The organism is Dactylosporangium sp. CS-047395 (assembly GCF_050942185.1).
In the GTDB taxonomy this organism is placed as follows: domain Bacteria; phylum Actinomycetota; class Actinomycetes; order Mycobacteriales; family Micromonosporaceae; genus Dactylosporangium.
On record NZ_CP192015.1, the window covers coordinates 7324730 to 7345490 of the forward strand.

Below are 20761 nucleotides of genomic sequence, written 5' to 3' on the forward strand. Positions count from 1 at the left end.
GCGTAGCATGCCGGATCGTGGAGCACGATGTGCGCGGAGTCGTCCGGCGCAGCGGGGCGGGGATCGCCGGGGACGTGGTCGAGCCGCTCGGGCGGGGGCTGGACAACACCGCCTACCTGGTGGACAAGGCCTGGGTGGTGCGGTTTCCGGCCGATCCGGAGGCGCTCGACGTGGCGCGGGAGGGCCGGTTGCTGCGCGAGGTCGCCGACGTCCTGCGCGGGATCGTGGCGGTGCCGGAGCCGGTGTTCGCCGCCGAAGGTGCGCTCGGCTATCGATTGCTTCCGGGTGTACCGCTCATGCTCCGCCAACCCGCGCCCAGCATCACGAGCACGCTCGCGAAGACCCTGCTGGCCCTGCACGCGCAGCCGGTGGAGCGGTTCGCGGGGCTGGTGCCGGTCGACGCCGACCCGCCGCAGCTGTGGCTGGAGGAGACGCGGGCGATGGCGGCCGAGCTCGAGCTGCCCGAGGCGGCGCGGTTTCTCGAGCAGGAGCCGCCGGCGCCCGCGGAGCGGCTGGTGTTCTCGCACAACGATCTCGGGGCCGAGCACGTGCTGATCGACGACGGCGCCGTCAGCGGGATCATCGACTGGAGCGACGCCGCCATCTGCGATCCGGCCTACGACTACGGGCTGCTGCTGCGCGACCTCGGGGCCGCGGCGCCGCCGATCCCGGCGGAGCTGCGGGATCGGGCGCTCTTCTACGCCCGTTGCGGGCTCATCGAGGACCTGGCGTACGGGGTGCGCGAATACGTGGAGAAGAGCCGGCGACAGGCCGCTTGGCTGTTCACGCGGACTGGCGGATGACCAGCTTCGGGTCGAAGATGACCGACTCGACGCGCAGGCCGGGGTCGTCGATGCGGGCCAGCACCAGTCTCGTCGTCTCGGCCGCCATGTCCTCCAGGGGGTGGCGGACCGTGGTCAGCTGCGGGCGGGCGTCCAGGGCCGCGCTGGAGTCGTCGAAGCCGATCACCGCGACGTCCTCCGGCACCCGGCGGTCCAGCGAGCGCAGGGCCATCAGGGCGCCCTGGGCCATCAGGTCGTTGGCGACGAAGACGCCGTCCAGGCTCGGGTGCTCCTTCATGAGCGTGAGCAGGGCCGTCTCCCCCGACTCGTAGGTGAAGCCGCCCTCCGCCGTGGGGAACCAGGCGTGGCCGTGGCGGGCCAGGGCCTGGCGGAAGCCGGTGAGGCGGTCCTGCGAGGCGGGCACGTGGGCCGGGCCGGTGATCATGCCCAGGCGGGTGCAGCCGCGGCCCAGGAGGTGCTCGGCGGCGAGGGCGCCGCCGGCGTCGTTGGCGAGGTCGACGTACGAGATGGGCACCGGCTGCGCGGGGCGGCCCACCAGCGCGGCGGCGATGCCGGCCTCGTAGAGCTGCTCGGGCAGGGTGTCGTCGGGGTGCAGGGACAGCACCACGGCGCCGTCGGCCTGGCCCTGGCCGAGGTCGCCGACGAGGCGGGTGCGGGCCTCCTGGGTGCCGACGATCTGCAGGGCGAGCTGGATGCCCTTGGGCCGCAGCACGCTCATGACGCCGCCGACGATGCGGCCGAAGAACGGGTCGGCGAAGAAGCGGCGCATGAACGGGTCGTCGTCGTGGGAGACCGCGTCCGACACGACCAGGGCGACGGTGCCGCTGCGGCGGGTGACCAAAGAGCGGGCGGCGCGGTTGGGCACGTACCCGGTGGCGTCGACGGCCTGCCACACGATCTCGTGCAGCTTCGGGTCGACGTTGCGCACGCCGTTGATGACCCGCGAGACGGTCGCGCGGGAGACGCCCGCCGCTTCCGCCACATCCTCCAAGGTAGGTCGCCGTTTCTCGGTCACGGTGTTTTATAGCACGACAGACGGAAAGCGCTCTCCAGGCAATCTGCCCAGAGAGCGCTTTCAGCCCAAATCAGTTACGAGCGGTAGACACCGAACTCCCACAGCGAGTACCCGTAGGTCGTCGCCCGGACCTGTCCGTTGATCCGCACGTACCGCGCGTTGCCGTTGACGTTGACGTCGTCGAACCCGCCGTCGCCGGCCGTGGTCGACCAGATCGTCGTCCAGTTGGCGTTGTCGTCGGACGTCTGGATCTGGTAGCCCTTCGCGTACGCGTCCTCCCAGGCCAGGAAGACCTTGTTGAAGGTCTGCTTGGAGCCGAGGTCGACGGTGATCGACGCGGTGTCGACCCATTCGCTGGCCCAGCGGGTCCCGTAGTTGTTGTCCACCGCGTAGGAGGGCAGCTGCGGGCCGTTGGTGCCGGTCGGCTGGTAGCTCGACGCCGTCGCCGTCTTGTTCAGGGCGAGGTTGGTGCCCGGGATCGAGGGCGCCACCACCTTGAACGAGCGGGTCTCGATGCCGACGTTGCCGAAGCCGTCGAACGCGTACACGTAGATCTTCCACACGCCGAGCTTCTCCGGCGCGGTGACCGTGAACGACGAGCCGTTCTGGGTGAAGTTCACGTTGCGGAAGCCGGTGCCGCCGGTGATGTACTTGTCGCTGGCCATCAGGTTGTACCGGATGGCGTCGCCGTTGGGGTCGCTCGCGGCCACGTTGACCGTGAACTGCCCGCCGGCCGGGACCGCCGTCTGGTTGGAGACCGTCATCGAGGTGATCTGCGGTGCGGTGTTCGCCAGCGGGGTACCCGTGTAGGCCTGCTTCAGCGCCCCGTAGCCCAGCCGGCGCCAGCCGCCGCCGTAGGTGTTGAGCCACACCCCGCCGAAGTCGTTCTCCAGGCCGTAGTGGAACTCGGTGGCGCCGAGGGCCACGCCCGGGTGCGACTTGATGGCGTTCCAGCTGGCCGTGTAGCCGTCGCGCTTCTGCAGGTCGGTCGGCTCGTTCGGCACCCCGTTGACGTCGTTGGGCACCTCCCACTCGCCGGACGGCCCCGCCTCGGTGACGATGTACGGCTTGGTGTAACCGCCGTTGATCCAGTCCTGCTTGACGTTGCCGATCGCCCCGTAGGAGTTCACGGCCAGCAGGTCCAGGTGCGGCGCGTTGGCCTTGTAGTAGGGCCAGGCGCCGGTGTACGCGTCGGTCGAGGTGACCGGGTGGTTGGGGTCGGCGGCGTGGATGGCCACGGCGAGCTCGTCGACGAACTTGGCGTACGCCACGCGGCGCGCCTCGACGTCGGCCGCGGACAGCCCGTGGTCCTGCATGGTGAGGATGACCTCGTTGCCGACGTCCCACATGAGCACGCCCGGGTAGTTCTTCAGGGCGTTGACCCGGTTGACGATCTCGGTCTTGGTGGCGTTCTTGTAGGCGGTGTCGTTGACGTAGTCGGCGCCCTGGTTGAGCCAGTGCCCGACGACCACCTTGATGCCCTGCTGGGCGGCCCGGTTGAGCAGCTCCGGGGTGTTCGCGTCGTCCACGCCCCAGGTGCGGATCGTGTTGACGCCCATGTTCTTCAGGTCGCGCATGTACCCGTCGGCGGCCTGCTGCGGCGGCCCGTAGGTGAGGCCCTTGACCTCCCAGTTGGCCCCGTTGACCTGCAGCTGCCAGTTGCCCTGGCTGCCGGTCACCTTGACCACGCTGGCCCCGGTCGGGGTGGCCGGGTCGGTCATCGCGGCCGGCGTGCTGCCGGTCGCCTTGGCCACCGTCACCGAGTCCACGGACAGGATGCCGCCGGAGGTGGTGTTCGGGGTCGGGGTGGTGAAGCCGGCGATCGCGTTGGGCAGCGAGCCGCCGATGGACAGGTCGAAGCGCAGGTAGAAGCCGTGGTGCACGGCGTTGTTCCAGGCCGTGACGCCGACCTGGCTCTCCCGCACCACCCAGGACTGCTTGCCGTCGAGGTAGAAGCGGATCTCCTCGTCGGTCTTGGTCCGGTCGATGACCTGGGTGTACTCGTGGTAGCCGGTCTGGCAGCCGGTGCAGCTGGCCAGGCCCGAGGAGCGGCCGTTGTACTCGCCGCACACGCCGTCGGGCGCGGTGCCGCAGTGCAGGGTCTGCGACAGCTGGCTGCGGCCGTTGACGTCGGTCATGATGTCGGTCTCGCCGACGCCCGGCCAGTTGTTGAAGTTGCCGCGGTACGCCGCGCCGGTGGCCCGGAAGCCCGGCCAGTACCCGGCCGCGTTGGCCACGTCGGGCTGCTTGACCAGCGCCGTGAACTTCACCATCTCGCCCGCGGCGGCCTGGAAGTCGGTGCGCTGGGTCTCCAGGCGACCGGAGGTCCAGTTGCCGGCCCCGTCGCGGATGGCCTTGATGTTGAGCTTGCCGGCGCCGTCGAGGTACACGTTGGCCGTGCTGTTGCTCGCGGTTTCGACCTCACCGGTGCCCCAGTTGGCGGCGCCGCCCGGGAACTGGGTGCCGGTGCGCATGAGCCAGTTGGCGGCCGACGGGGACGTGTTCGCGCCGCCGTCGAAGGTGTCCTGCCAGACCGTGGTCCAGTTGGTCGGGTCCGGCGAGGAGGAGGTCGGCGGCGGGGAGCTCGGCGGGTTGGACGTCGTGCTGCCGCCGCCCGCGTAGACGTTGAACTCCCACAGCGAGTAGCCGTAGCCGCCGGGGCGGGCGGTGCCGTACATCCGCACGTAGCGGCCGGTGCCGTTCACCGGGATGGTCTGCGTGCCGCCGGTGCCGGTGCTGGTGGAGTACACGTCGGTCCAGGCCGTGCCGTTGGCCGAGGTCTGGATCTGGAACGCCTTGCCGTAGGCGGCCTCCCACTGCAGGACCACCTGGCAGATCGACTGCGACGAGCCGAGGTCCACCTGGATCCACTGCGGGTCGCTGAACGTGCTGCTCCAGCGGGTGCCGGCGTCGCCGTCGAAGGCGTACTGCGGCCCGTTGCCCGCGCCCTCCGAGGACGAGGCCGACGCGGTCCTGCCCTGGGCCACGTTCGTCGTGGTGTTGCAGGCGCCGCCGGTCGGGTTGGTGGTGCCGCCGATGGTGCCGTAGACCTGGAACTCGTACAGCGAGTAGCCGTAGCCGGAGCCGCGCACGGTCCCGTACATCCGGATGTAGCGGCCGCTGCCGGTGACGTTCAGCGTCTGCGTGCCGCCGGCCCCGGTCGTGGTGCTGTAGACGTTCGTCCAGTTCTGGTCGTCGGCCGAGGTCTGGATCTGGAAGGACTTGCCGTAGGCGCCCTCCCAGACGAGCTTGACCTGGCTGATCGTGGCGGTCCCGCCGAGGTCGATGCGGATCCACTGCGGGTCGCTCCACTGGCTGCTCCAGCGGGTGCCCGCGTTGCCGTCGTTGACGTAGCTCGCGGCGACGTCGGCGGCCTGCTCCGAGGAGGCGGTGACGGGCTTGCCTTGCGAGATCAGGCTGTCGGCGGCGCGCGCGAACGGCGCGACCACGACGGCTACGGCGGCGACGACGGCGAGCACCAGAGCTATGCGCCATCGCGAGGTGAGCAGTTTCCGCCAAGCGGGGGCGGAAGTGTGCGCCGGATGCACGAGGGGGCTCCTTGCGGGGTGTGAGGAGTGCGCCGTGGCGGTTTGGAGAGCGCTCTCCGATTGGAGGCAGTGTTGTCCCGCGCTTTCCGCCATGTCAAGGGTTCGCGGGTTTCCCGGCACTCTCCGGACCTTGACACTCACCCACAAAGGGTCGCAGTCTGGTCACACATCTTGGAGAGCGCTCTCCAAGTCTTCGACGAGGCACGGGGTGATACGTGTGAGCACGACGGCGGTGCAGGCCACGCAGGGGGCGCTGACCTTCCCTTCGACGTTCTGGTGGGGCGCCGCCACGGCCGCGTACCAGATCGAGGGCTCCGTGGACGCCGACGGCCGCACCCCGTCGATCTGGGACACCTACGCCGCCCAGCCGGGCCGGATCGACGGCGGCGACACGGGTGCCACCTCGACCGGGCACTACCTGCGCTACCGCGAGGACGTGAAGCTGATGGCCGAGCTGGGGCTGTCGGCGTACCGGTTCTCGGTCGCCTGGCCCCGCATCCGCCCGGCCGGCGGCGCCGGCGTGAACGAGGCCGGCCTGGACTTCTACGACCGCCTCGTCGACGAGCTCCTCGCCGCCGGGGTCCGCCCGGTCGCCACCCTCTACCACTGGGACCTGCCGCAGGAGCTGGAGGACCGCGGCGGCTGGACCGCCCGCGACACCGCCCAGCGCTTCGCCGACTACGCGGCCGTGGTCGCGGCGCGGCTCGGGGACCGGGTGGCGCTGTGGAACACCCTCAACGAGCCCTGGTGTTCGGCGTTTCTCGGGTACGGCACCGGCGGCCACGCCCCCGGCCGGCGCGGCCACGTCGGCGCCCTGACCGCCACCCACCACCTGCTGCTGGCCCACGGCCTCGGCGTCCAGGCCCTGCGCGCGGCCGGCGTCACGGGCCAGGTCTCGGTGGCCCTGAACGCCGGCGCGGTCCGCCCGCTCACCGCGAGCCCGGCCGACGCCGACGCCGCCCGGCGCATCGACGGCCTGCTCAACCGGATCTTCTTCGAGCCGATCCTGCGCGGCACGTACCCGGCCGACATGCTCGAGGACACCCGCGAGCTGACCGACTGGCACTTCGTGCGGCCGGGCGACCTGGCCACCATCTCGGCCCCGGTCGACGCGATCTGCGTGAACTACTACCAGCCGGACCTGGTCAGCGCCGCGCCCGAGGGCGTGCTGGACCACGGCACCTGCTACCCGACCGCGCAGGCGGTGCAGTTCCACCCGACCCCGGGCCCGGTGACCCACATGGGCTGGTCGGTGGACCCGACCGGGCTGCGCGACCTGCTGCTGCGGATCCGCCGCGACTACGGCGACTTCCCGATCTACGTGACCGAGAACGGCGCCGCCTACGACGACCGGCCGGGGCCGGACGGCGGGGTGGAGGACCCGGAGCGCACCGAGTACCTGCGCGGGCACCTCGCCGCGGTGCACGAGGCGATCGCGGCCGGGGTGGACCTGCGCGGCTACTTCGCCTGGTCGCTGCTGGACAACTTCGAGTGGGCGTTCGGGTACAGCCGCCGCTTCGGCCTGATCCGCGTCGACTACGCGACCCTGGAGCGCACCATCAAGGCCAGCGGCCGCTGGTACGCGGAGGCGATCGCCCGCAACGCCATCTAGCGCCGAAAGGTCTCACGCTGTATGGGCGCCCTGGCAGCGGGGTCTACCCCTCGATGTCCTGAAGAACAGTGGGGGAGCAAGCTCCACCCACACCCCCTCAAAAGAGCAGCCGGCCTTAGCGCTCGTCGACCACCCGGCGCATCTTGCCGGCGGAGCGCTCGACCTCGCCGGGCGCCATCACCTCGACCTGGATCGTCACGCCGATCGAGCCCTTGACGTTGCTCGCCAGCGCGATCGCCGCCTCGGCCGCCGACCCCTCCGGCGTGCCGGGGCGGCGTTCCGTGCGCACGGTCAGCACGTCGAGGCGGTCCACCCGGGACAGCACGCACTGGAAATGCGGGGCCAGGGCCGGCTCGCGCAGGAGCAGCTCCTCGATCTGGGTCGGGAACACGTTCACCCCGCGGACGATCATCATGTCGTCGGACCGTCCGGTGATCTTCTCCATCCGCCGCATGGTCCGCGCGGTGCCGGGCAGCAGGCGGGTGAGGTCGCGCGTGCGGTACCGGATGACGGGCATGGCTTCTTTCGTGAGTGACGTGAGCACCAGCTCGCCGCTCGACCCGTCCGGGAGCACGGCGCCGGTCTCGGGGTCGACGATCTCCGGGTAGAAGTGGTCCTCCCAGATCGTCAGCCCGTCCTTGGTCTCGGCGCACTCGTTGGCCACGCCGGGCCCCATCACCTCGGACAGCCCGTAGACGTCCACGGCGTGCATGTCGAGGCGCCGCTCGATCTCGCCGCGCATGTCCTCGGTCCACGGCTCCGCGCCGAGGATGCCGACCTGCAGCGACGACTCGCGCGGGTCCAGGCCCAGCCGCGCCATCTCGTCGACGATCGCGAGCAGGTAGGACGGGGTCACCATGATGATGTCGGGCCGGAAGTCGCGGATCAGGGTCACCTGCCGCTCGGTCATGCCGCCGGAGACGGGCACGACCGTGCAGCCGAGCCGCTCGGCCCCGTAGTGCGCGCCCAGGCCGCCGGTGAAGAGGCCGTAGCCGTACGCCACGTGCACGAGATCCCCGGGCCGCCCGCCGGACGCCCGGATCGAGCGCGCCATGAGGTCGGCCCAGGTGTCCACGTCGGCCTTGGTGTAGCCGACCACGGTGGCCCGGCCGGTCGTGCCCGACGAGGCGTGGATGCGCGCCACCCGCTCCCGCGGCACCGCGAACATCCCGAACGGATAGTTGGCCCGCAGGTCGGCCTTCGTGGTCATCGGAAACCGCGCCAGGTCTTCGAGCTGTCGAAGATCATCCGGGTGTACCGCATGAGCCTCGAACGCCGCCCGATAATGCGGAACGTGCTCGTAGGCGTGCCGCAGGGTCCGCCGCAGCCGATCGAGCTGCACGGCGGCCAGCTCGTCGCGGGAGGCGGTCTCGATCGGGTCCAGGGTGCCCGGGGCGGGGGTGACGTCGCGCACAAGACCATCCTGCACCCGCAGCTCAGCGTCTGCGTGCCCCCGATCACGCCCTCTTCAGCTGAGATGATCTTTCTGAATCGATACAGTAGAGCCCATGGAGATGACAGCGACGAACATGCGGAACATCATCAGCGGCCGGATGCAGGCCGGCCGGGCGCGCCGGCGGCTGCGGCGGGAGATCGCGGCGTACCGGACCCCGGCCGAGCGACTCGAGCTGGACCTGATCCTGGGCCGGCACACCGAGGAGGAGATCGCCGAGATCGACGCCATCCTGCGCAACACCTAAGGTCTGGCGCCGAACCCCTCGACGGCGGCCGCGGCCGAGTCGACCATGGTGAACACCTGATCCAGCCCGGTGATCCGGAAAATACGGCGGACGCGGTCGTCGGTGCAGACCACGGCGAACGCTCCGCCGGCCTCCCGCGCCCGGTTGTACGCCCCGATCAGCACGCCCAACGACACCGAGTCCATGAACGTGACCGCGGCCAGGTCCACCACGAGCGCCGCCCGCACATCCAGGGCGGCGGCGACCGCCTCCCGCAGCTCGGGCGCGTTGCCGACGTCAAGCTCCCCGTCGGCGTGCACGACCGCATACCCGTCCGCCGCCGTGTCGATCGTGAACGCCACGGGTAGACGGTACCGCGCTGCCGTGCTCTTTTTCGGAAGGGGCGCGATGAGCAGCGGCGGGCGTCGACGGCCGCACGGTCCATGCGAGCCCCGTGCCGCACGGCGCTTGGGCCTGGCGTGATCCGGCCCCCGCTACGCCAAACGCGCTGCGAATGTGGTTGCCGTGCGGGTGTTTTGACGGATATGTCGGACGCTCCGCCACCTCGACATATCCGACTTAACCTTTAAATACGGGCGTGTAAAGCATCCTTGACATGGTGTCGCGTGAGTTTTACCTTCGAGGCGTGTCGTTCCAAGAGAAGCGCGCCTGGATCTACGCGGCCGTGGCCGTCGTGGTGCCGCTCGCCTACGCGGTGACGCTGCTGGCGCGGGCCCCGCGGACCGGGCTCGCCGCCGGCGGCTACGTCGTGCCGCTGCTCATCGCCGTCGGCGCGTCGATCGTCCTCAACGTCACCGCCGAGACGGTCGCGGCCGGCCTGGCGCCCCGCGAGGCCCGGACGCGCGACGAGCGGGACCGGGCCATCGGCCGGCGCGGCGAGCACGCGGCGTTCTACGTCATGAGCATCGCCGCGCTCGTCCCGCTGGTGCTGGCGATGCGCGAGGCCCCGTACTTCTGGATCGCCAACGCCCTGTACCTGTCGTTCGCGCTCGCGGCCGTCGTGTCGTCGGTCGTGAAGATCGTCGCGTACCGGCGGGGGATGTAGCTCGTGGGCAAGCCGACCCGCGTCACGAACTCGATCCGCGCCCTGCGCTTCGCCCACGGCGAGATGACCCAGGCCGAGCTCGCCGAGCGCATCGGCGTCACCAGGCAGACCGTCAACGCGATCGAGCAGGGCAAATACTCCCCCACCCTCGAGGCGGCCTTCCAGATCGCGCGGGCCTTCGGGGTCCCGCTGGAGTCGGTCTTCCACTACCCCGACGAGTCATGACCGCAGGCGCGGCGTGCCGATCGCTCCCGCTTGCACGAAGTCCACAAGCCCACGGACATTTATCCGGTACGGCGGGTGCTCCGCATACTCCGCCAGCCGCACCGCCGCCCGCTCCAGCAGCCGGCGCGCACCGTCGGCATTGCCCCGCCTGGCGTGCGTGAGCCCGACCGCGAGCTGAGCGAGGCCGCGCCACAGTTCCCGCTCCGGTTCGGGCGCGGACTTCCAGGCGGCTTCGAGCACCTCATGCGCATGAAACGGCCGCCCCTCGTCGAGCAGGCGCTGTGCCTGCACGAGCGCCTCCTCCGGCGTGACGGTGAGGTCGTCGGGCATCGTGGGCACGCCCTCGGCCCCACGCGGAAGCGGCCGTCCGAGCTCATCCCGGGGCCGCGCGTTGCGGGCGCGGCCCTCGGCATCGCGGTCACGCTGGTGTTCCACGCTCCCAGGCTATTTCACAGAGTGAAGTAGCCGGCGTCGCCGTCGGCGAGGATCGACTTCAGCGCGATCTTGCCGCCCTTCTCCGCTCCCTTGGGCACGTCGAACCAGACGGTGCCGGACGCCTTCTGCCCCGACGTGATGTCGTTGGCCATGAGGTCCTTGCCGTCGAGCGACAGCGTCGAGTCGATCGCGGTGTTGTCCGCGGTGACGAACTTGAAGGCCGTCGAGTTGATGGAGTACTTGCCCTGCTTGACCTGCAGGCTCACCTTGACGGTGACGAACTGTCCCTGCTTGGGCTTGGAGAATCCGTCGGTCGCCTTGGCGTTGGCCTTGAGCTCGCTCAGCGTGATCTCCACGACGGTGGTGTCACCGAGGATGCTCTCTTTCAGCGTGAGCGGCTCGCCGACCTTGACGGTGGCCGGGCCCTTCTTCTCCTCGGCCTGCTGCGCCACCGCACCGCCGCTGCTGCCGGCATTGCCGCCCGCGCCGGACGACGAGGACGAGGTGCCGGTGGAGCCGCAAGCGAGCGCGAAGGATGCGGTGACCGCGAGCGCGCCGACGATGATCTTGGTACGCATGAAGGGTTGTGCTCCCTGGATGAGTGACGGGATGAGTGACGGGATCTGCCGCTGACGGGCGGCTGAGCGACCGTACGGAACGAAGGTCCGTGCTCACCAGAGAGAAACTTGCGGAATCAACCGTTCGTCACGTGCAACTGTCCGGTCCGGTGCGGCATTCCGGCTCCGGTGGCCACGACGGTGGTTTTGCTCGATGTCGGGCATGATGTACCGCGTGACGCAATGGGAATACGCGAGACTGGAGTACCGGGCCGCGGGCACGCTCGGCACGGACAAGTTCGAGGACTGGGACGCCGTCTTCCACCACCCGGGCGGCGTGCAGCGGTGGGGCACCGACGAGCGCTTCAACGACCTGCGCCACTTGAACCGCGCCGGCGCCGAGGGCTGGCAGGCGTACGACCGGGCCGCCATGATCATTGGCCAGCCGCACCGGCTGCACGCCGTCACGTACTCCCTGCGCCGGGTCGTCGAGCGCTGAGCGCAGGGGCCGGGAAGCGCACAACAGCATGCCGGCAAGTCGGAATCCGGACAGACAGGGGCGTTCGACCCGCGGAGCCGATAGGCCTAGCCGGGTACCCATCCGGAATCTCTGGAAGGCTCCACCATGACCACTCCCGCGCAGCCCGACCAGCCGCTCCAACAGCCCGAGCCCCCGCAGTCCCCCCAGGCGCCCGCGACCGGGCCCGCCGTCCCAGGGACCGCGCCGGCCCCCAAGGGCAAGGGCCGTCAGGTCACGATTCTGGTCGGCCTGGTCGTGCTCGTCGGTGTGCTGCTCGGCGCCGCCTGGTTCTTCAACCGGGACGCGGCCGTGAACGCCAACGTCGGTGACTGCCTGCACAACCCGGGCGACGACAAGCTCACAATCGTCAAGTGCGACAGCGCCGACGCGCAGTACTCGGTGCTGGGCAAGGCCTCCGGCAAGACGCAGATCGAGTCGACGAACGGGTTCACCACCGTGTGCGACCAGTGGCCCGACACCACGGACACGTTCTGGCAGGGCAAGCAGGGCGAGAAGGGCGACGTGCTCTGCCTGAAGGCCGTCGCCAAGTAACCGCGAAGGGCCGGGCCTGAAACCCGGCCCTTCACAAGAGACCTCAGTACCCGGGGAACACCGCGCGCAGGTCGTCCAGCGAGATCGGGCCGGAGATCTGCACGGTCGACGGGGTGTACTCCGGCTTGAGCCGCCCCGCCGCCAGCCGCAGCCACGCCTCCAGGGTCAGCGCCAGCTCGCCGTCCGGCGTGGCCGGGGCCGCGCCCAGGGCCACCGGGTCGGCCAGGTGCAGGCCCAGCGTCTCGCCGGTGTCGGTGAGGCGCACGAGCAGGTCGGCGGTGCGCCCGTCGAGGTTGGCCGGCTTGGCGATCCAGCCGAACAGGCCCTCGACGCGGTCGCTGATCTGCGCGGCCGCCTCCGGGGCGAGCTCGGCCGACGGGTCCAGGGCGGCCCGCACGTCCCAGTCGTGGTAGCCGAACTCGGTCAGCCGCAGCAGCGCCGAGGTGGCGACGTCGACCGGCTCCGGCATCCAGCCGACGTCGATCTTGTGCGATTCGCGCTGCTCCGGTGTGAAGGCCTCGTACGCCTCGACCAGGCGCTGGTTGGCGACCGGGAACGCCGCCTGGCGCTCCTGCGGGGTCATCGCGTCCCAGCGGGCCCACACGCCCTTGTTGAACTCGAACTCGGGGGCGGGACGGCCCTCGAGCGAGGCCTGCACGGCCTCCAGGTTGATCTCGGCGCCGCTGCCCAGGTGGCTCACGACCTGCGAGACGTCCCACTCGTCGGCCGCCGACCTGCCGGTGAGCTGCTCCGCCGTGAGGCCGGCGACCAGCGCGGACAGGTCGTCGTGGCCCTTGCGCAGGGCGGCGATCGCCTGATCTGCCCGAGTGCTCAATGAAACCCCCTAAAAGATTGAAGCGTAAATAACCCGGTGACGCACGACACGGGCCGGGTAGACCCGCAGGAATATTGCGCGAGCCGCAACATCAGGTAACGTCGCCTGATGAACACGGGGCCCGTAGTTGGTGAACATCAACACACCACACGGTTAAGGCCCCGCGCCTGGACTGAGTTGTTGCTGGTCCTGGGCCTGTTCCTGGCCTACAAGGTGGGCCGGATGGCGGTCGACGGACGCATCTCGGCGGCCTTCGATGACGCCACGTTCGTGTGGCGCCTCGAACGCGCGCTGCGCCTGCCGGACGAGGCCGACCTGCAGCACCTGCTGCTCAGCGCCGACGCCCTGGTCCGGGCGGCCAACGCGTTCTACGCCGTCGTGCACTTCCCCGCCACGGTCGCATTCCTGATCTTCATGTACTGGTTCCGGCCCGAACACTACATCCGGTTCCGCCGCATCCTCGCCTGGCTCACCGCGGCCGGGCTCGTCATCCACTTCGCGTTCCCGCTCGCCCCGCCGCGCATGCTCGGCGGCATCGGGCTCATCGACACCGCCGCCGTCTACGGCCCGTCCGTCTACGGGCCGCCGCAGACCGACACGCTGAGCAACCAGTACGCCGCGATGCCCTCCCTGCACGTCGGCTGGGCCCTCGTCGTGGCGGCCGGGCTCATCCACGCCACGAACACCAGATGGCGCTGGCTGTGGCTCGCCCACCCGATCCTGACCATGCTCGTCGTCGCCGGCACCGCCAACCACTACTGGCTCGACGGCGTCGTCGCCGCGGTCCTCGTCGGGATCCTGCTCATCGCCACCAGCCGCACCGAGCACCTCTCGCCGAAGGTGCCGATCCAGCTCCGCCGCGAGAGCCCGCAGACCGTCCGAGTTACAAAGCTGACATAAAAGCGTGCGTCCATGCGGTATCAAAGATCGCGTGGACTGGAATCTGCGCACCTGCGCGCGCCGCGGGCACGTGACCTACGCGCCGACCGAGGAGGCGCTGCGGGAGAAGCTGCACACGCCGACCCCCGTCGGCCCGGCCTGGCGCTGCCTGCGCTGCGGCGACTTCGTCATCGGCGAGCCGCACTCGACCGGCCCCGCCGAGCGGGCGCCGATCGTGCTGCGCGGGCGGGCCCTGCGCGACGCGCTCATCCTGCGGCTGCTGTCTCTCGAGCGGTTCATCAAGGGCCTGTTCTGCCTCGCCGCCGCCTACGGCGTGTTCCACTTCCGCAACCACCGCGACGGCGTCGAGCAGGCGTTCAACGAGGACCTGCCGCTGCTGCGCCCCTTCATGGACAAGGTCGGCTGGAAGTTCGAGGACTCCGCGATGATCCACACCATCCGGACCGTCATCGAGGCCGAGTCCAAGACCCTGCTCTGGGTCGCGGCCGGGCTCGCCCTCTACGGCAGCCTCCAGCTCGTCGAGGGCGTCGGGCTGTGGATGCTCAAGCGCTGGGGCGAATACTTCGCCGTCGTCGCCACGTCCCTCGGCCTGCCGATCGAGATCTACGAGCTGACCGAGAAGATCACGTTCACCCGGATCGGCGCGCTGGTCATCAACATCGTCGCCGTGCTGTACATCCTGCTGTCCAAGCGGCTCTTCGGGCTGCGCGGCGGCCACGCGGCCCACGAGGCGGAGCGGCACGAGACGAGCTTCATCGAGGTCGAGCTGGCCGCGAACGAGCCGACCCTGCCCAAGGGCCTGCGGACCCCCAAGACTCCGGTCGGCGTCAGGTAGTGAAACAGACAGCAAACTGCCACTGGCGGACCCCGCCACACCCGTCGTATAGTTGAACGCGAGACCGGCATCTTCCCCCGTGGATGCCGGTCTTCTTATTTCCCGGCGCGTTTCCCGGCCCGGATCGTGCGGATCGCGTTGAGGTTGTGCTCGCGCGCGCACGATTCCAGGACAACCGCATCGTCGGTACCCCGCACAAGCCGGTCCAGCAGCGCGTCGTGCTCGTCCACCGCGGTCACCAGGCGCAGCGACGGATACAGCGTCGCCAGCACCCGCGACGCGTCGATGCGGTCCCAGATGCCGTCCAGGGACTCGATCACGTACCGGTTGCCGCACGTGCGGTACACCGCCCGATGGAACTGCCGATGCAGCGACATCACCAGCGCGTGGTCGATCTGCTCGGCCGCCGCGGCGGTGCGCAGCCGCGCGTTGAACCCGCGCGCCTCCGCGATGTCGTCCGCCGACACCCGGGTCGCCGCCGCCGCGAACGCGAACCCGTCCAGCAGGGCGAGCATCTCGACGAGCTGCTCCCACTCGTCGTCCTGCAGCGTCGCGACCCGGGCGCCGACGTTGCGCTCGAAGTGCACCAGGCCCTCGGCCTCCAGCCGGCGGATCGCCTCCCGCACCGGCACCGGCGACACGTCCAGCTCCCGCGCCAGGCTGCTGAGCACCAGCCGCCTCCCCGGCCCCAACCGGCCGTCGATGATCCGCTCACGGATCTCGCGGTACGCCAGCTCGTGCTTGGACGGAACTGCTTGCACGTGCACATCCCACCCTTGACAGGGGCCGCTGCGGCCAAAAATCATATACGTTCTGCCGTTGGTGGTGCGGCTGATGCGAGACGGGGGCGGCCGCACCACCAGCGGCGCGCGTCACGAGTCAGTCATCGTAAGGCCGAGCTCCCGGGCCGACACCTCGCGCATCTCGACCTTGCGCACCTTGCCGGTCACGGTCATCGGGAACGCGTCGACGACCTTGACGTACCGCGGGATCTTGTAGTGCGCGAGCCGCCCGGCGCAGAACTCGCGGACGGCCTCGGCGGACAGCGCCTCCACCCCGTCGCGCAGCCGCACCCAGGCCATCAGCTCCTCGCCGTAGCGCTCGTCCGGCACCCCGATCACCTGCACGTCGACGATGTCCGGGTGGGTGTAGAGGAACTCCTCGACCTCGCGCGGGTACACGTTCTCGCCGCCGCGGATCACCAGGTCCTTGATCCGCCCGACGATGTTGACGTACCCGTCGTCGTCCATGGTGGCCAGGTCGCCCGTATGCATCCAGCGAGCGGCGTCGACGGCCTCGGCGGTGGCGTCGGGCTGGCGCCAGTAGCCGAGCATCACGCTGTACCCCCGCGTGCACAGCTCCCCCGCCGCGCCCCGCGGCACCAGCAGCCCGGTCTGCGGGTCGATGATCTTGACTTCGAGGTGCGGCCCGACCCGGCCGACGGTCGAGACCCGGCGCTCGAGGTCGTCGTCGCGGGCGGTCTGGGTCGACACCGGCGACGTCTCGGTCATGCCGTAGCAGATCGTCACCTCGGTCATGCCCATGTCGGCGATGACCCGCTTCATCACGTGCACCGGGCACGGCGACCCGGCCATCACCCCGGTGCGCAACGTCGACACGTCGTACGAGGCGAAGTCGGGCAGGGCGAGCTCGGCGATGAACATCGTGGGCACGCCGTAGAGGACCGTGCAGCGCTCATGCTGTACCGCGGCCAGGGTTTCGGAAGGATCGAAGGCACGCGCCGGGATGACCATGCACGCACCGTGGGTGGTCGCGCCCAGGTTGCCCATGACCATGCCGAAGCAGTGGTAGAAGGGCACCGGCAGGCAGACCCGGTCGGCCTCGGTCCAGCCCTGCGTCTCCGCCACGAAGTAGCCGTTGTTCAGGATGTTGTGGTGACTGAGCGTGGCGCCCTTGGGGAAGCCCGTCGTCCCGGACGTGTACTGGATGTTGATCGGGTCGTCGAACGCGAGCGTGGCCTCACGCTCCCGCAACGCGGCCTCCGGAGCCCGGTCACGGCCGAGCGCATCCCACGAGGGCGTGCCGATGAAGATCACGTCGGCCAGGTCGGGGCGGACCGAGGCGACCATCGCGCGGTAGTCGGAGGTCTTGAGCCGCTCGGCCGCCACCAGCAGGCCCACCCCGGACTGCTCAAGAACAAAGGCCAGTTCATGCGTCCGGTACGCCGGGTTGATGTTCACCAGGATCGCGCCGATCTTGGCCGTGGCGTATTGCAGGATCGTCCACTCGGGACAGTTCGGGGCCCAGATCCCGACCCGGTCCCCCTTGGCGATCCCGCGGGCCAGCAGTCCCCGGGCCACACCTTCGACCTCGGCCAGGAACTCGCGGTACGTCCAGCGCCGGCCGGTCGGCACGTCCACGAGCGCGTCGGCGTCGGGCACCCGGGCGGCGGTGCGGTCGAGGTTGGCGCCGATGGTCTCGCCCAGCATCGGACCGGCGGCGGCTCCGACGGCGTACGACAACACTGTCATGTCCAGCAACGATGCCACCGCGGTGCGGAAAAAGCACCGGCCGGAATAAGCTGGAGCGGATGGGCGACACGGAGGTCAGCCGCGACCTGGCGGCGGTCGACTGGGCGGCGACCCCGCTCGGCCCGCCCGAGTCGTGGTCGCAGAGCCTGCGCTCGGCCGTGCGCATCATGCTCGACTCCCGCTTCGCCATGTGGATGGCGTGGGGGCCGGAGCTCACCTTCCTGTGCAACGACGCCTACCGCCGCGACACGCTGGGCAAGAAATACCCGTGGGCGCTGGGCCGCCCCGCCGGCGAGGTGTGGGCCGAGGTGTGGGACGAGGCCGGGCCGCGCATCCGCCAGGTCATGCAGACCGGCCAGGCCACCTGGGACCAGGGGCTGCGGCTGTTCCTCGGGCGCAGCGGGTTCACCGAGGAGACGTACCACACCTTCTCCTACAGCCCGCTCACCGACGACGACGGGACCGTCGCCGGCATGCTGTGCGTGGTCGCCGAGGAGACCGACCGGATCATCGCCGAGCGGCGGATGGCCACGCTGCGTGACCTCGGGGCCGGGCTGGACGCCGCGGCGGACGAACCCGGGCTGCTGGCGGCGGTCGAGACGAGCCTTGCCGGACGCCCCGACGATCTTCCCTTCACGCTGCTGTACCTCCACGACGACCCGACCCGCCTGGCCGCCTCCACGGGCGTGCCCGCCGGTCACCCGTGCGCCGACCCGGCCTTCTGGCCCGTGCCCGAGGCGGGCCCGCTGACCGTCGGCGGGCTCGGCGGGCTGCCCAGCGGCGCGTGGGACGAGCCGCCGACCGAGGCCCGGATCGTCCCGCTGCCGTTCGGGTTCCTGGTCGCGGGCCTCAACCGGTACCGGCCGTTCGACGCCGCGTACGCCGGCTTCGTCGACCTCGTCGCCGGGCAGATCGCGGCCCGGCTCGGCACCGCCCGCGCGTTCACGGCCGAGCGCGACCGCGCCGACGGCCTCGCCGAGCTCGACCGGGCCAAGACGGCGTTCTTCACCAACGTCAGCCACGAGTTCCGCACCCCGCTGACCCTGCTGCTCGGCCCGGCCGAGGACGCGCTGGCCGACCAGGCCGAGCCGCTGCCGACCGCCCAGCGCGGCCGCGTCGAGGTGGTCCGGCGCAACGCCGAGCGGATGCTGAAGCTGGTCAACGCGCTGCTGGACTTCTCCCAGCTGGAGTCCGGCCGCCTGGAGCCGCACCGCGAGCCGCTCGACCTGCCCCGGCTCACCGCCGAGCTGGCCGGCATGTTCGCCCCGGCGGCCGAGCGGGCCGGGCTGCGCCTGGAGATCGACTGCCCGCCGCTGCCCCACCCGGTCTGGGCCGACCGCGACATGTGGGCCAAGATCGTGGTCAACCTGCTCTCCAACGCGCTGAAGTTCACGTTCACCGGCGCGATCACCGTCCGCCTGGCCCCGTCCGGCGACGACGGCGTCGAGCTGACCGTGGCCGACACCGGCACCGGCATCGACCCCGCCGACCAGGCCCGGCTCTTCGACCGCTTCCACCGCGTCCAGGGCGCCAAGGCCCGCAGCCACGAGGGGTCCGGGATCGGCCTGGCCATGGTGGCCGACCTCGCGGGCCTGCACGACGGGGCCGTCGGCGTGCGCAGCGCCCCCGGCGAGGGATCCACCTTCACGGTGCGCATCCCCAACGGCGCCGGCCCTCTGCTGCCTCCTCAGGTTTCGCCGGTACCGCACGTGCGTCCCTACATCGCGGAAGTCGAACGCTGGGTCGGCGCCCCCGCCACCACGCCGGCCCCGGGACCCGACCCGGCCGCGCCGCGCGTCCTCGTGGTCGACGACAACGAGGACATGCGCGCCTACATCCGCCGCATCCTGGCCGCCGACTACCAGGTCCTCGAGGCGGCCGACGGCGTGCAGGCCCTGCGGCTGCTGCGCACCGACCCGCCCGACCTGGTGCTGACCGACGTCATGATGCCCAACCTCGACGGCTTCGGGCTCATCGGCGCTGTGCGCGCCGGCGGCCCGAGACACCTGCCGGTCATCGTCCTGTCGGCCCGGGCCGGCGACGAGGCGACCGTCGAGGGCCTGGACGCCGGCGCCGACGACTACCTCGTGAAGCCGTTCAGCCCGCGGGAGCTGCGCGCCCGGGTGCGGGCGAACCTGGAGTACGACCGGATTCGGCGTACCAGAGACGAACTCCAACGCAACCGCGAACTGCTGGACCAGGCCCAGCGCCTCGCCTCGGTCGGCTCCTGGGAACTGGACCTGGCCACCGGCGACATCCGCGGCTCCGACGAGTTCCTGCGCCAGTTCGCGGTCACCCCCGAGCAGCTGCTCGACGAGCACGGCCGCCAGCTCATCAACAGCCGCGTCCACCCCGACGACCGCCGCCGCGTCGACGAGGCCATCGACGCCGCCGTCGAGGGCGCGCCGCTGGACTACGAGTCCCGCGTCCAGATGGCCGACGGCAGCGTCCGCGTCTTCCGCACCCTCGGCGAGCTGGAGCGCGACGCCACCGGCGACCCGCTCCGCCTGCGCGGCGCCAACCAGGACATCACCGAGCAGCGCCGCGCCGAACAGGCCGTGGCCGCCGCGGCCGCCGCCCAGGAGGCCGCCGCCCGCGAGCACAGCATCGCCGACCAGCTCCAGCGCAGCCTTCTCCCGCCGGTCACCCTGAACCCCGAGCACCTGGAGGTGGCCGCCTACTACCGCCCCGGCGTGGCCGGCACCCAGGTCGGCGGCGACTGGTACGACGTGATCGAACTCGGCGCCGACCGCACCGCCCTCGTCATGGGCGACGTGATGGGCCGCGGCGTCCCGGCCGCCGCGGTGATGGGCCAGCTCCGCGCGGCCGTCCGCGCCTACGCCCGCCTCGACCTGCCCCCGGCCGACGTGCTGGAGTACCTCGACGGCGTGGTGCGCGACCTGAGCGAGGACCAGATCGTCACCTGCGTCTACGCCGTCTACGACCCGGGCGAGCGCAGCCTTACCTACGCCAACGCCGGCCACCTGCCGCCCCTGCTGCTCCTGCCCGGCGCCGCACCCCGCCCCCTGACGTCCTCCGGCCCGCCGCTGGGCACCGGCCCGCTGACCCTCACCGAGCAGCGCGTCGAACTGCCGGTGGGTGCGCTGCTCACGCTGTACACCGACGGCCTGGTCGAACACCGCGACCGCGACCTGGACAGCGGCATCTTCGCCCTGGCCGCCCTGGTCGGCGACCTGACCGGCCCACTGGCGGACGCCCCGGACCGCCTGGTCGCGCAACTGCTCCCGGACGGCCCCGACGACGACATCACCCTGCTCATGACGCGCGTGGTGGGCGAGCCGGGCGAGGAGCAGTCGGTGATCCGCCACATCCCGGCCCACGAACGCGCCGTCCGCGACGCGAGACGTTTCGTCGACACGACCCTGCGCCGCTGGAACGCCCCCACCCGCGTCGTCGACGACCTGGTCCTGATCGTGAGCGAACTGGCCGCGAACGCGGTCCTGCACGGGCGGCCACCGATCCAGCTCCGGCTGCGCCGGACCCAGACCCACGTGGTGCTGGAACTGCACGACACGGCACCGTACCTGCCACGCAAGCAACGCCCGACCCCGGACGACGAGCACGGGCGCGGGCTGCAGCTGGTGGCCTCGCTGTGCGACCGCTGGGGCACCCGGCCGACCGCGGATGGCAAGGCCGTCTGGTGCATGTGCTCGATCTGAGCCGAGC

General features: G+C 70.9%; 19 protein-coding genes. 10 read left to right on the top strand and 9 right to left on the bottom strand.

The window, feature by feature from the left end:
• Nucleotides 1-17 precede the first annotated feature (17 nt).
• A complete protein-coding gene (locus ACQP00_RS34520) occupies nt 18-803 on the top strand; it encodes a phosphotransferase (protein ID WP_433203650.1) in 786 nt (261 codons plus the stop codon).
• Here ACQP00_RS34520 and ACQP00_RS34525 read toward each other — a convergent pair.
• On the bottom strand, nt 784-1785 hold the full coding sequence (locus ACQP00_RS34525) for a LacI family DNA-binding transcriptional regulator (protein WP_433203653.1): 1002 nt from the start codon (nt 1783-1785) through the stop codon (nt 784-786). The two genes, ACQP00_RS34520 and ACQP00_RS34525, sit on opposite strands and share 20 nt — an antisense overlap.
• A 107-nt stretch (nt 1786-1892) precedes the next feature.
• Nucleotides 1893-5297, bottom strand: a complete 3405-nt coding sequence (locus ACQP00_RS34530) for a galactose-binding domain-containing protein (RefSeq protein ID WP_433203656.1) — start codon at nt 5295-5297, stop codon at nt 1893-1895.
• 286 nt (nt 5298-5583) lie between these two features.
• Between ACQP00_RS34530 and ACQP00_RS34535 the strand changes: the two genes are divergently transcribed.
• Nucleotides 5584-6978, top strand: a complete 1395-nt coding sequence (locus ACQP00_RS34535; protein ID WP_433203659.1) for a GH1 family beta-glucosidase — start codon at nt 5584-5586, stop codon at nt 6976-6978.
• A 115-nt stretch (nt 6979-7093) separates the two neighbouring features.
• Here ACQP00_RS34535 and paaK read toward each other — a convergent pair whose 3' ends face one another.
• Nucleotides 7094-8392 carry a phenylacetate--CoA ligase PaaK gene (gene paaK, locus ACQP00_RS34540; RefSeq protein WP_433203661.1) on the bottom strand — a complete coding sequence of 433 codons (1299 nt, stop codon included), beginning with the start codon at nt 8390-8392 and terminating at the stop codon, nt 7094-7096.
• A 94-nt stretch (nt 8393-8486) separates the two neighbouring features.
• Here paaK and ACQP00_RS34545 point away from each other — a divergent pair, with 94 nt between their 5' ends.
• Nucleotides 8487-8678, top strand: coding sequence for a hypothetical protein (locus tag ACQP00_RS34545; RefSeq protein WP_433203664.1), 192 nt, complete (start codon nt 8487-8489; stop codon nt 8676-8678).
• On the opposite strand, the gene ACQP00_RS34550 is transcribed toward ACQP00_RS34545, so the two are convergent.
• A complete protein-coding gene (locus ACQP00_RS34550; RefSeq protein WP_433203667.1) occupies nt 8675-9019 on the bottom strand; it encodes an STAS domain-containing protein in 345 nt (114 codons plus the stop codon). The two genes, ACQP00_RS34545 and ACQP00_RS34550, sit on opposite strands and share 4 nt — an antisense overlap.
• A gap of 284 nt (nt 9020-9303) precedes the next feature.
• Here ACQP00_RS34550 and ACQP00_RS34555 point away from each other — a divergent pair, with 284 nt between their 5' ends.
• Nucleotides 9304-9723, top strand: coding sequence for a hypothetical protein (locus ACQP00_RS34555; protein WP_433203670.1), 420 nt, complete (start codon nt 9304-9306; stop codon nt 9721-9723).
• Nucleotides 9724-9726: 3 nt separating this feature from the next.
• On the top strand, nt 9727-9948 hold the full coding sequence (locus tag ACQP00_RS34560) for a helix-turn-helix transcriptional regulator (protein WP_433044167.1): 222 nt from the start codon (nt 9727-9729) through the stop codon (nt 9946-9948).
• On the opposite strand, the gene ACQP00_RS34565 is transcribed toward ACQP00_RS34560, so the two are convergent.
• Complete coding sequence (locus ACQP00_RS34565) at nt 9943-10383, bottom strand: DUF309 domain-containing protein (RefSeq protein ID WP_433203673.1); 441 nt, start codon at nt 10381-10383, stop codon at nt 9943-9945. The two genes, ACQP00_RS34560 and ACQP00_RS34565, sit on opposite strands and share 6 nt — an antisense overlap.
• 14 nt (nt 10384-10397) lie before the next feature.
• Nucleotides 10398-10961, bottom strand: a complete 564-nt coding sequence (locus tag ACQP00_RS34570; RefSeq protein WP_433203676.1) for a DUF4352 domain-containing protein — start codon at nt 10959-10961, stop codon at nt 10398-10400.
• Nucleotides 10962-11175: 214 nt separating this feature from the next.
• Between ACQP00_RS34570 and ACQP00_RS34575 the strand changes: the two genes are divergently transcribed.
• Complete coding sequence (locus tag ACQP00_RS34575) at nt 11176-11439, top strand: hypothetical protein (RefSeq protein ID WP_395907090.1); 264 nt, start codon at nt 11176-11178, stop codon at nt 11437-11439.
• Nucleotides 11440-11565: 126 nt separating this feature from the next.
• Nucleotides 11566-12012: an LppU/SCO3897 family protein gene (locus ACQP00_RS34580; RefSeq protein WP_433203679.1), complete on the top strand. Its 447-nt coding sequence runs from the start codon at nt 11566-11568 to the stop codon at nt 12010-12012.
• A gap of 43 nt (nt 12013-12055) precedes the next feature.
• On the opposite strand, the gene ACQP00_RS34585 is transcribed toward ACQP00_RS34580, so the two are convergent.
• Entirely contained in the window at nt 12056-12847 is a 792-nt protein-coding gene (locus ACQP00_RS34585; protein ID WP_433203682.1) for a maleylpyruvate isomerase family mycothiol-dependent enzyme, read from the bottom strand.
• 180 nt (nt 12848-13027) lie between these two features.
• Between ACQP00_RS34585 and ACQP00_RS34590 the strand changes: the two genes are divergently transcribed.
• Nucleotides 13028-13747: a phosphatase PAP2 family protein gene (locus tag ACQP00_RS34590; RefSeq protein ID WP_433203685.1), complete on the top strand. Its 720-nt coding sequence runs from the start codon at nt 13028-13030 to the stop codon at nt 13745-13747.
• A gap of 31 nt (nt 13748-13778) precedes the next feature.
• A complete protein-coding gene (locus tag ACQP00_RS34595) occupies nt 13779-14582 on the top strand; it encodes a DUF2127 domain-containing protein (RefSeq protein ID WP_433203688.1) in 804 nt (267 codons plus the stop codon).
• Between the two features lie 95 nt (nt 14583-14677).
• On the opposite strand, the gene ACQP00_RS34600 is transcribed toward ACQP00_RS34595, so the two are convergent.
• Nucleotides 14678-15343: a GntR family transcriptional regulator gene (locus ACQP00_RS34600; protein WP_433203691.1), complete on the bottom strand. Its 666-nt coding sequence runs from the start codon at nt 15341-15343 to the stop codon at nt 14678-14680.
• Nucleotides 15344-15454: 111 nt separating this feature from the next.
• Nucleotides 15455-17074, bottom strand: a complete 1620-nt coding sequence (locus ACQP00_RS34605; protein WP_433203694.1) for an AMP-binding protein — start codon at nt 17072-17074, stop codon at nt 15455-15457.
• Between the two features lie 59 nt (nt 17075-17133).
• Between ACQP00_RS34605 and ACQP00_RS34610 the strand changes: the two genes are divergently transcribed.
• A complete protein-coding gene (locus tag ACQP00_RS34610; protein WP_433203697.1) occupies nt 17134-20754 on the top strand; it encodes a SpoIIE family protein phosphatase in 3621 nt (1206 codons plus the stop codon).
• Nucleotides 20755-20761 lie beyond the last annotated feature (7 nt).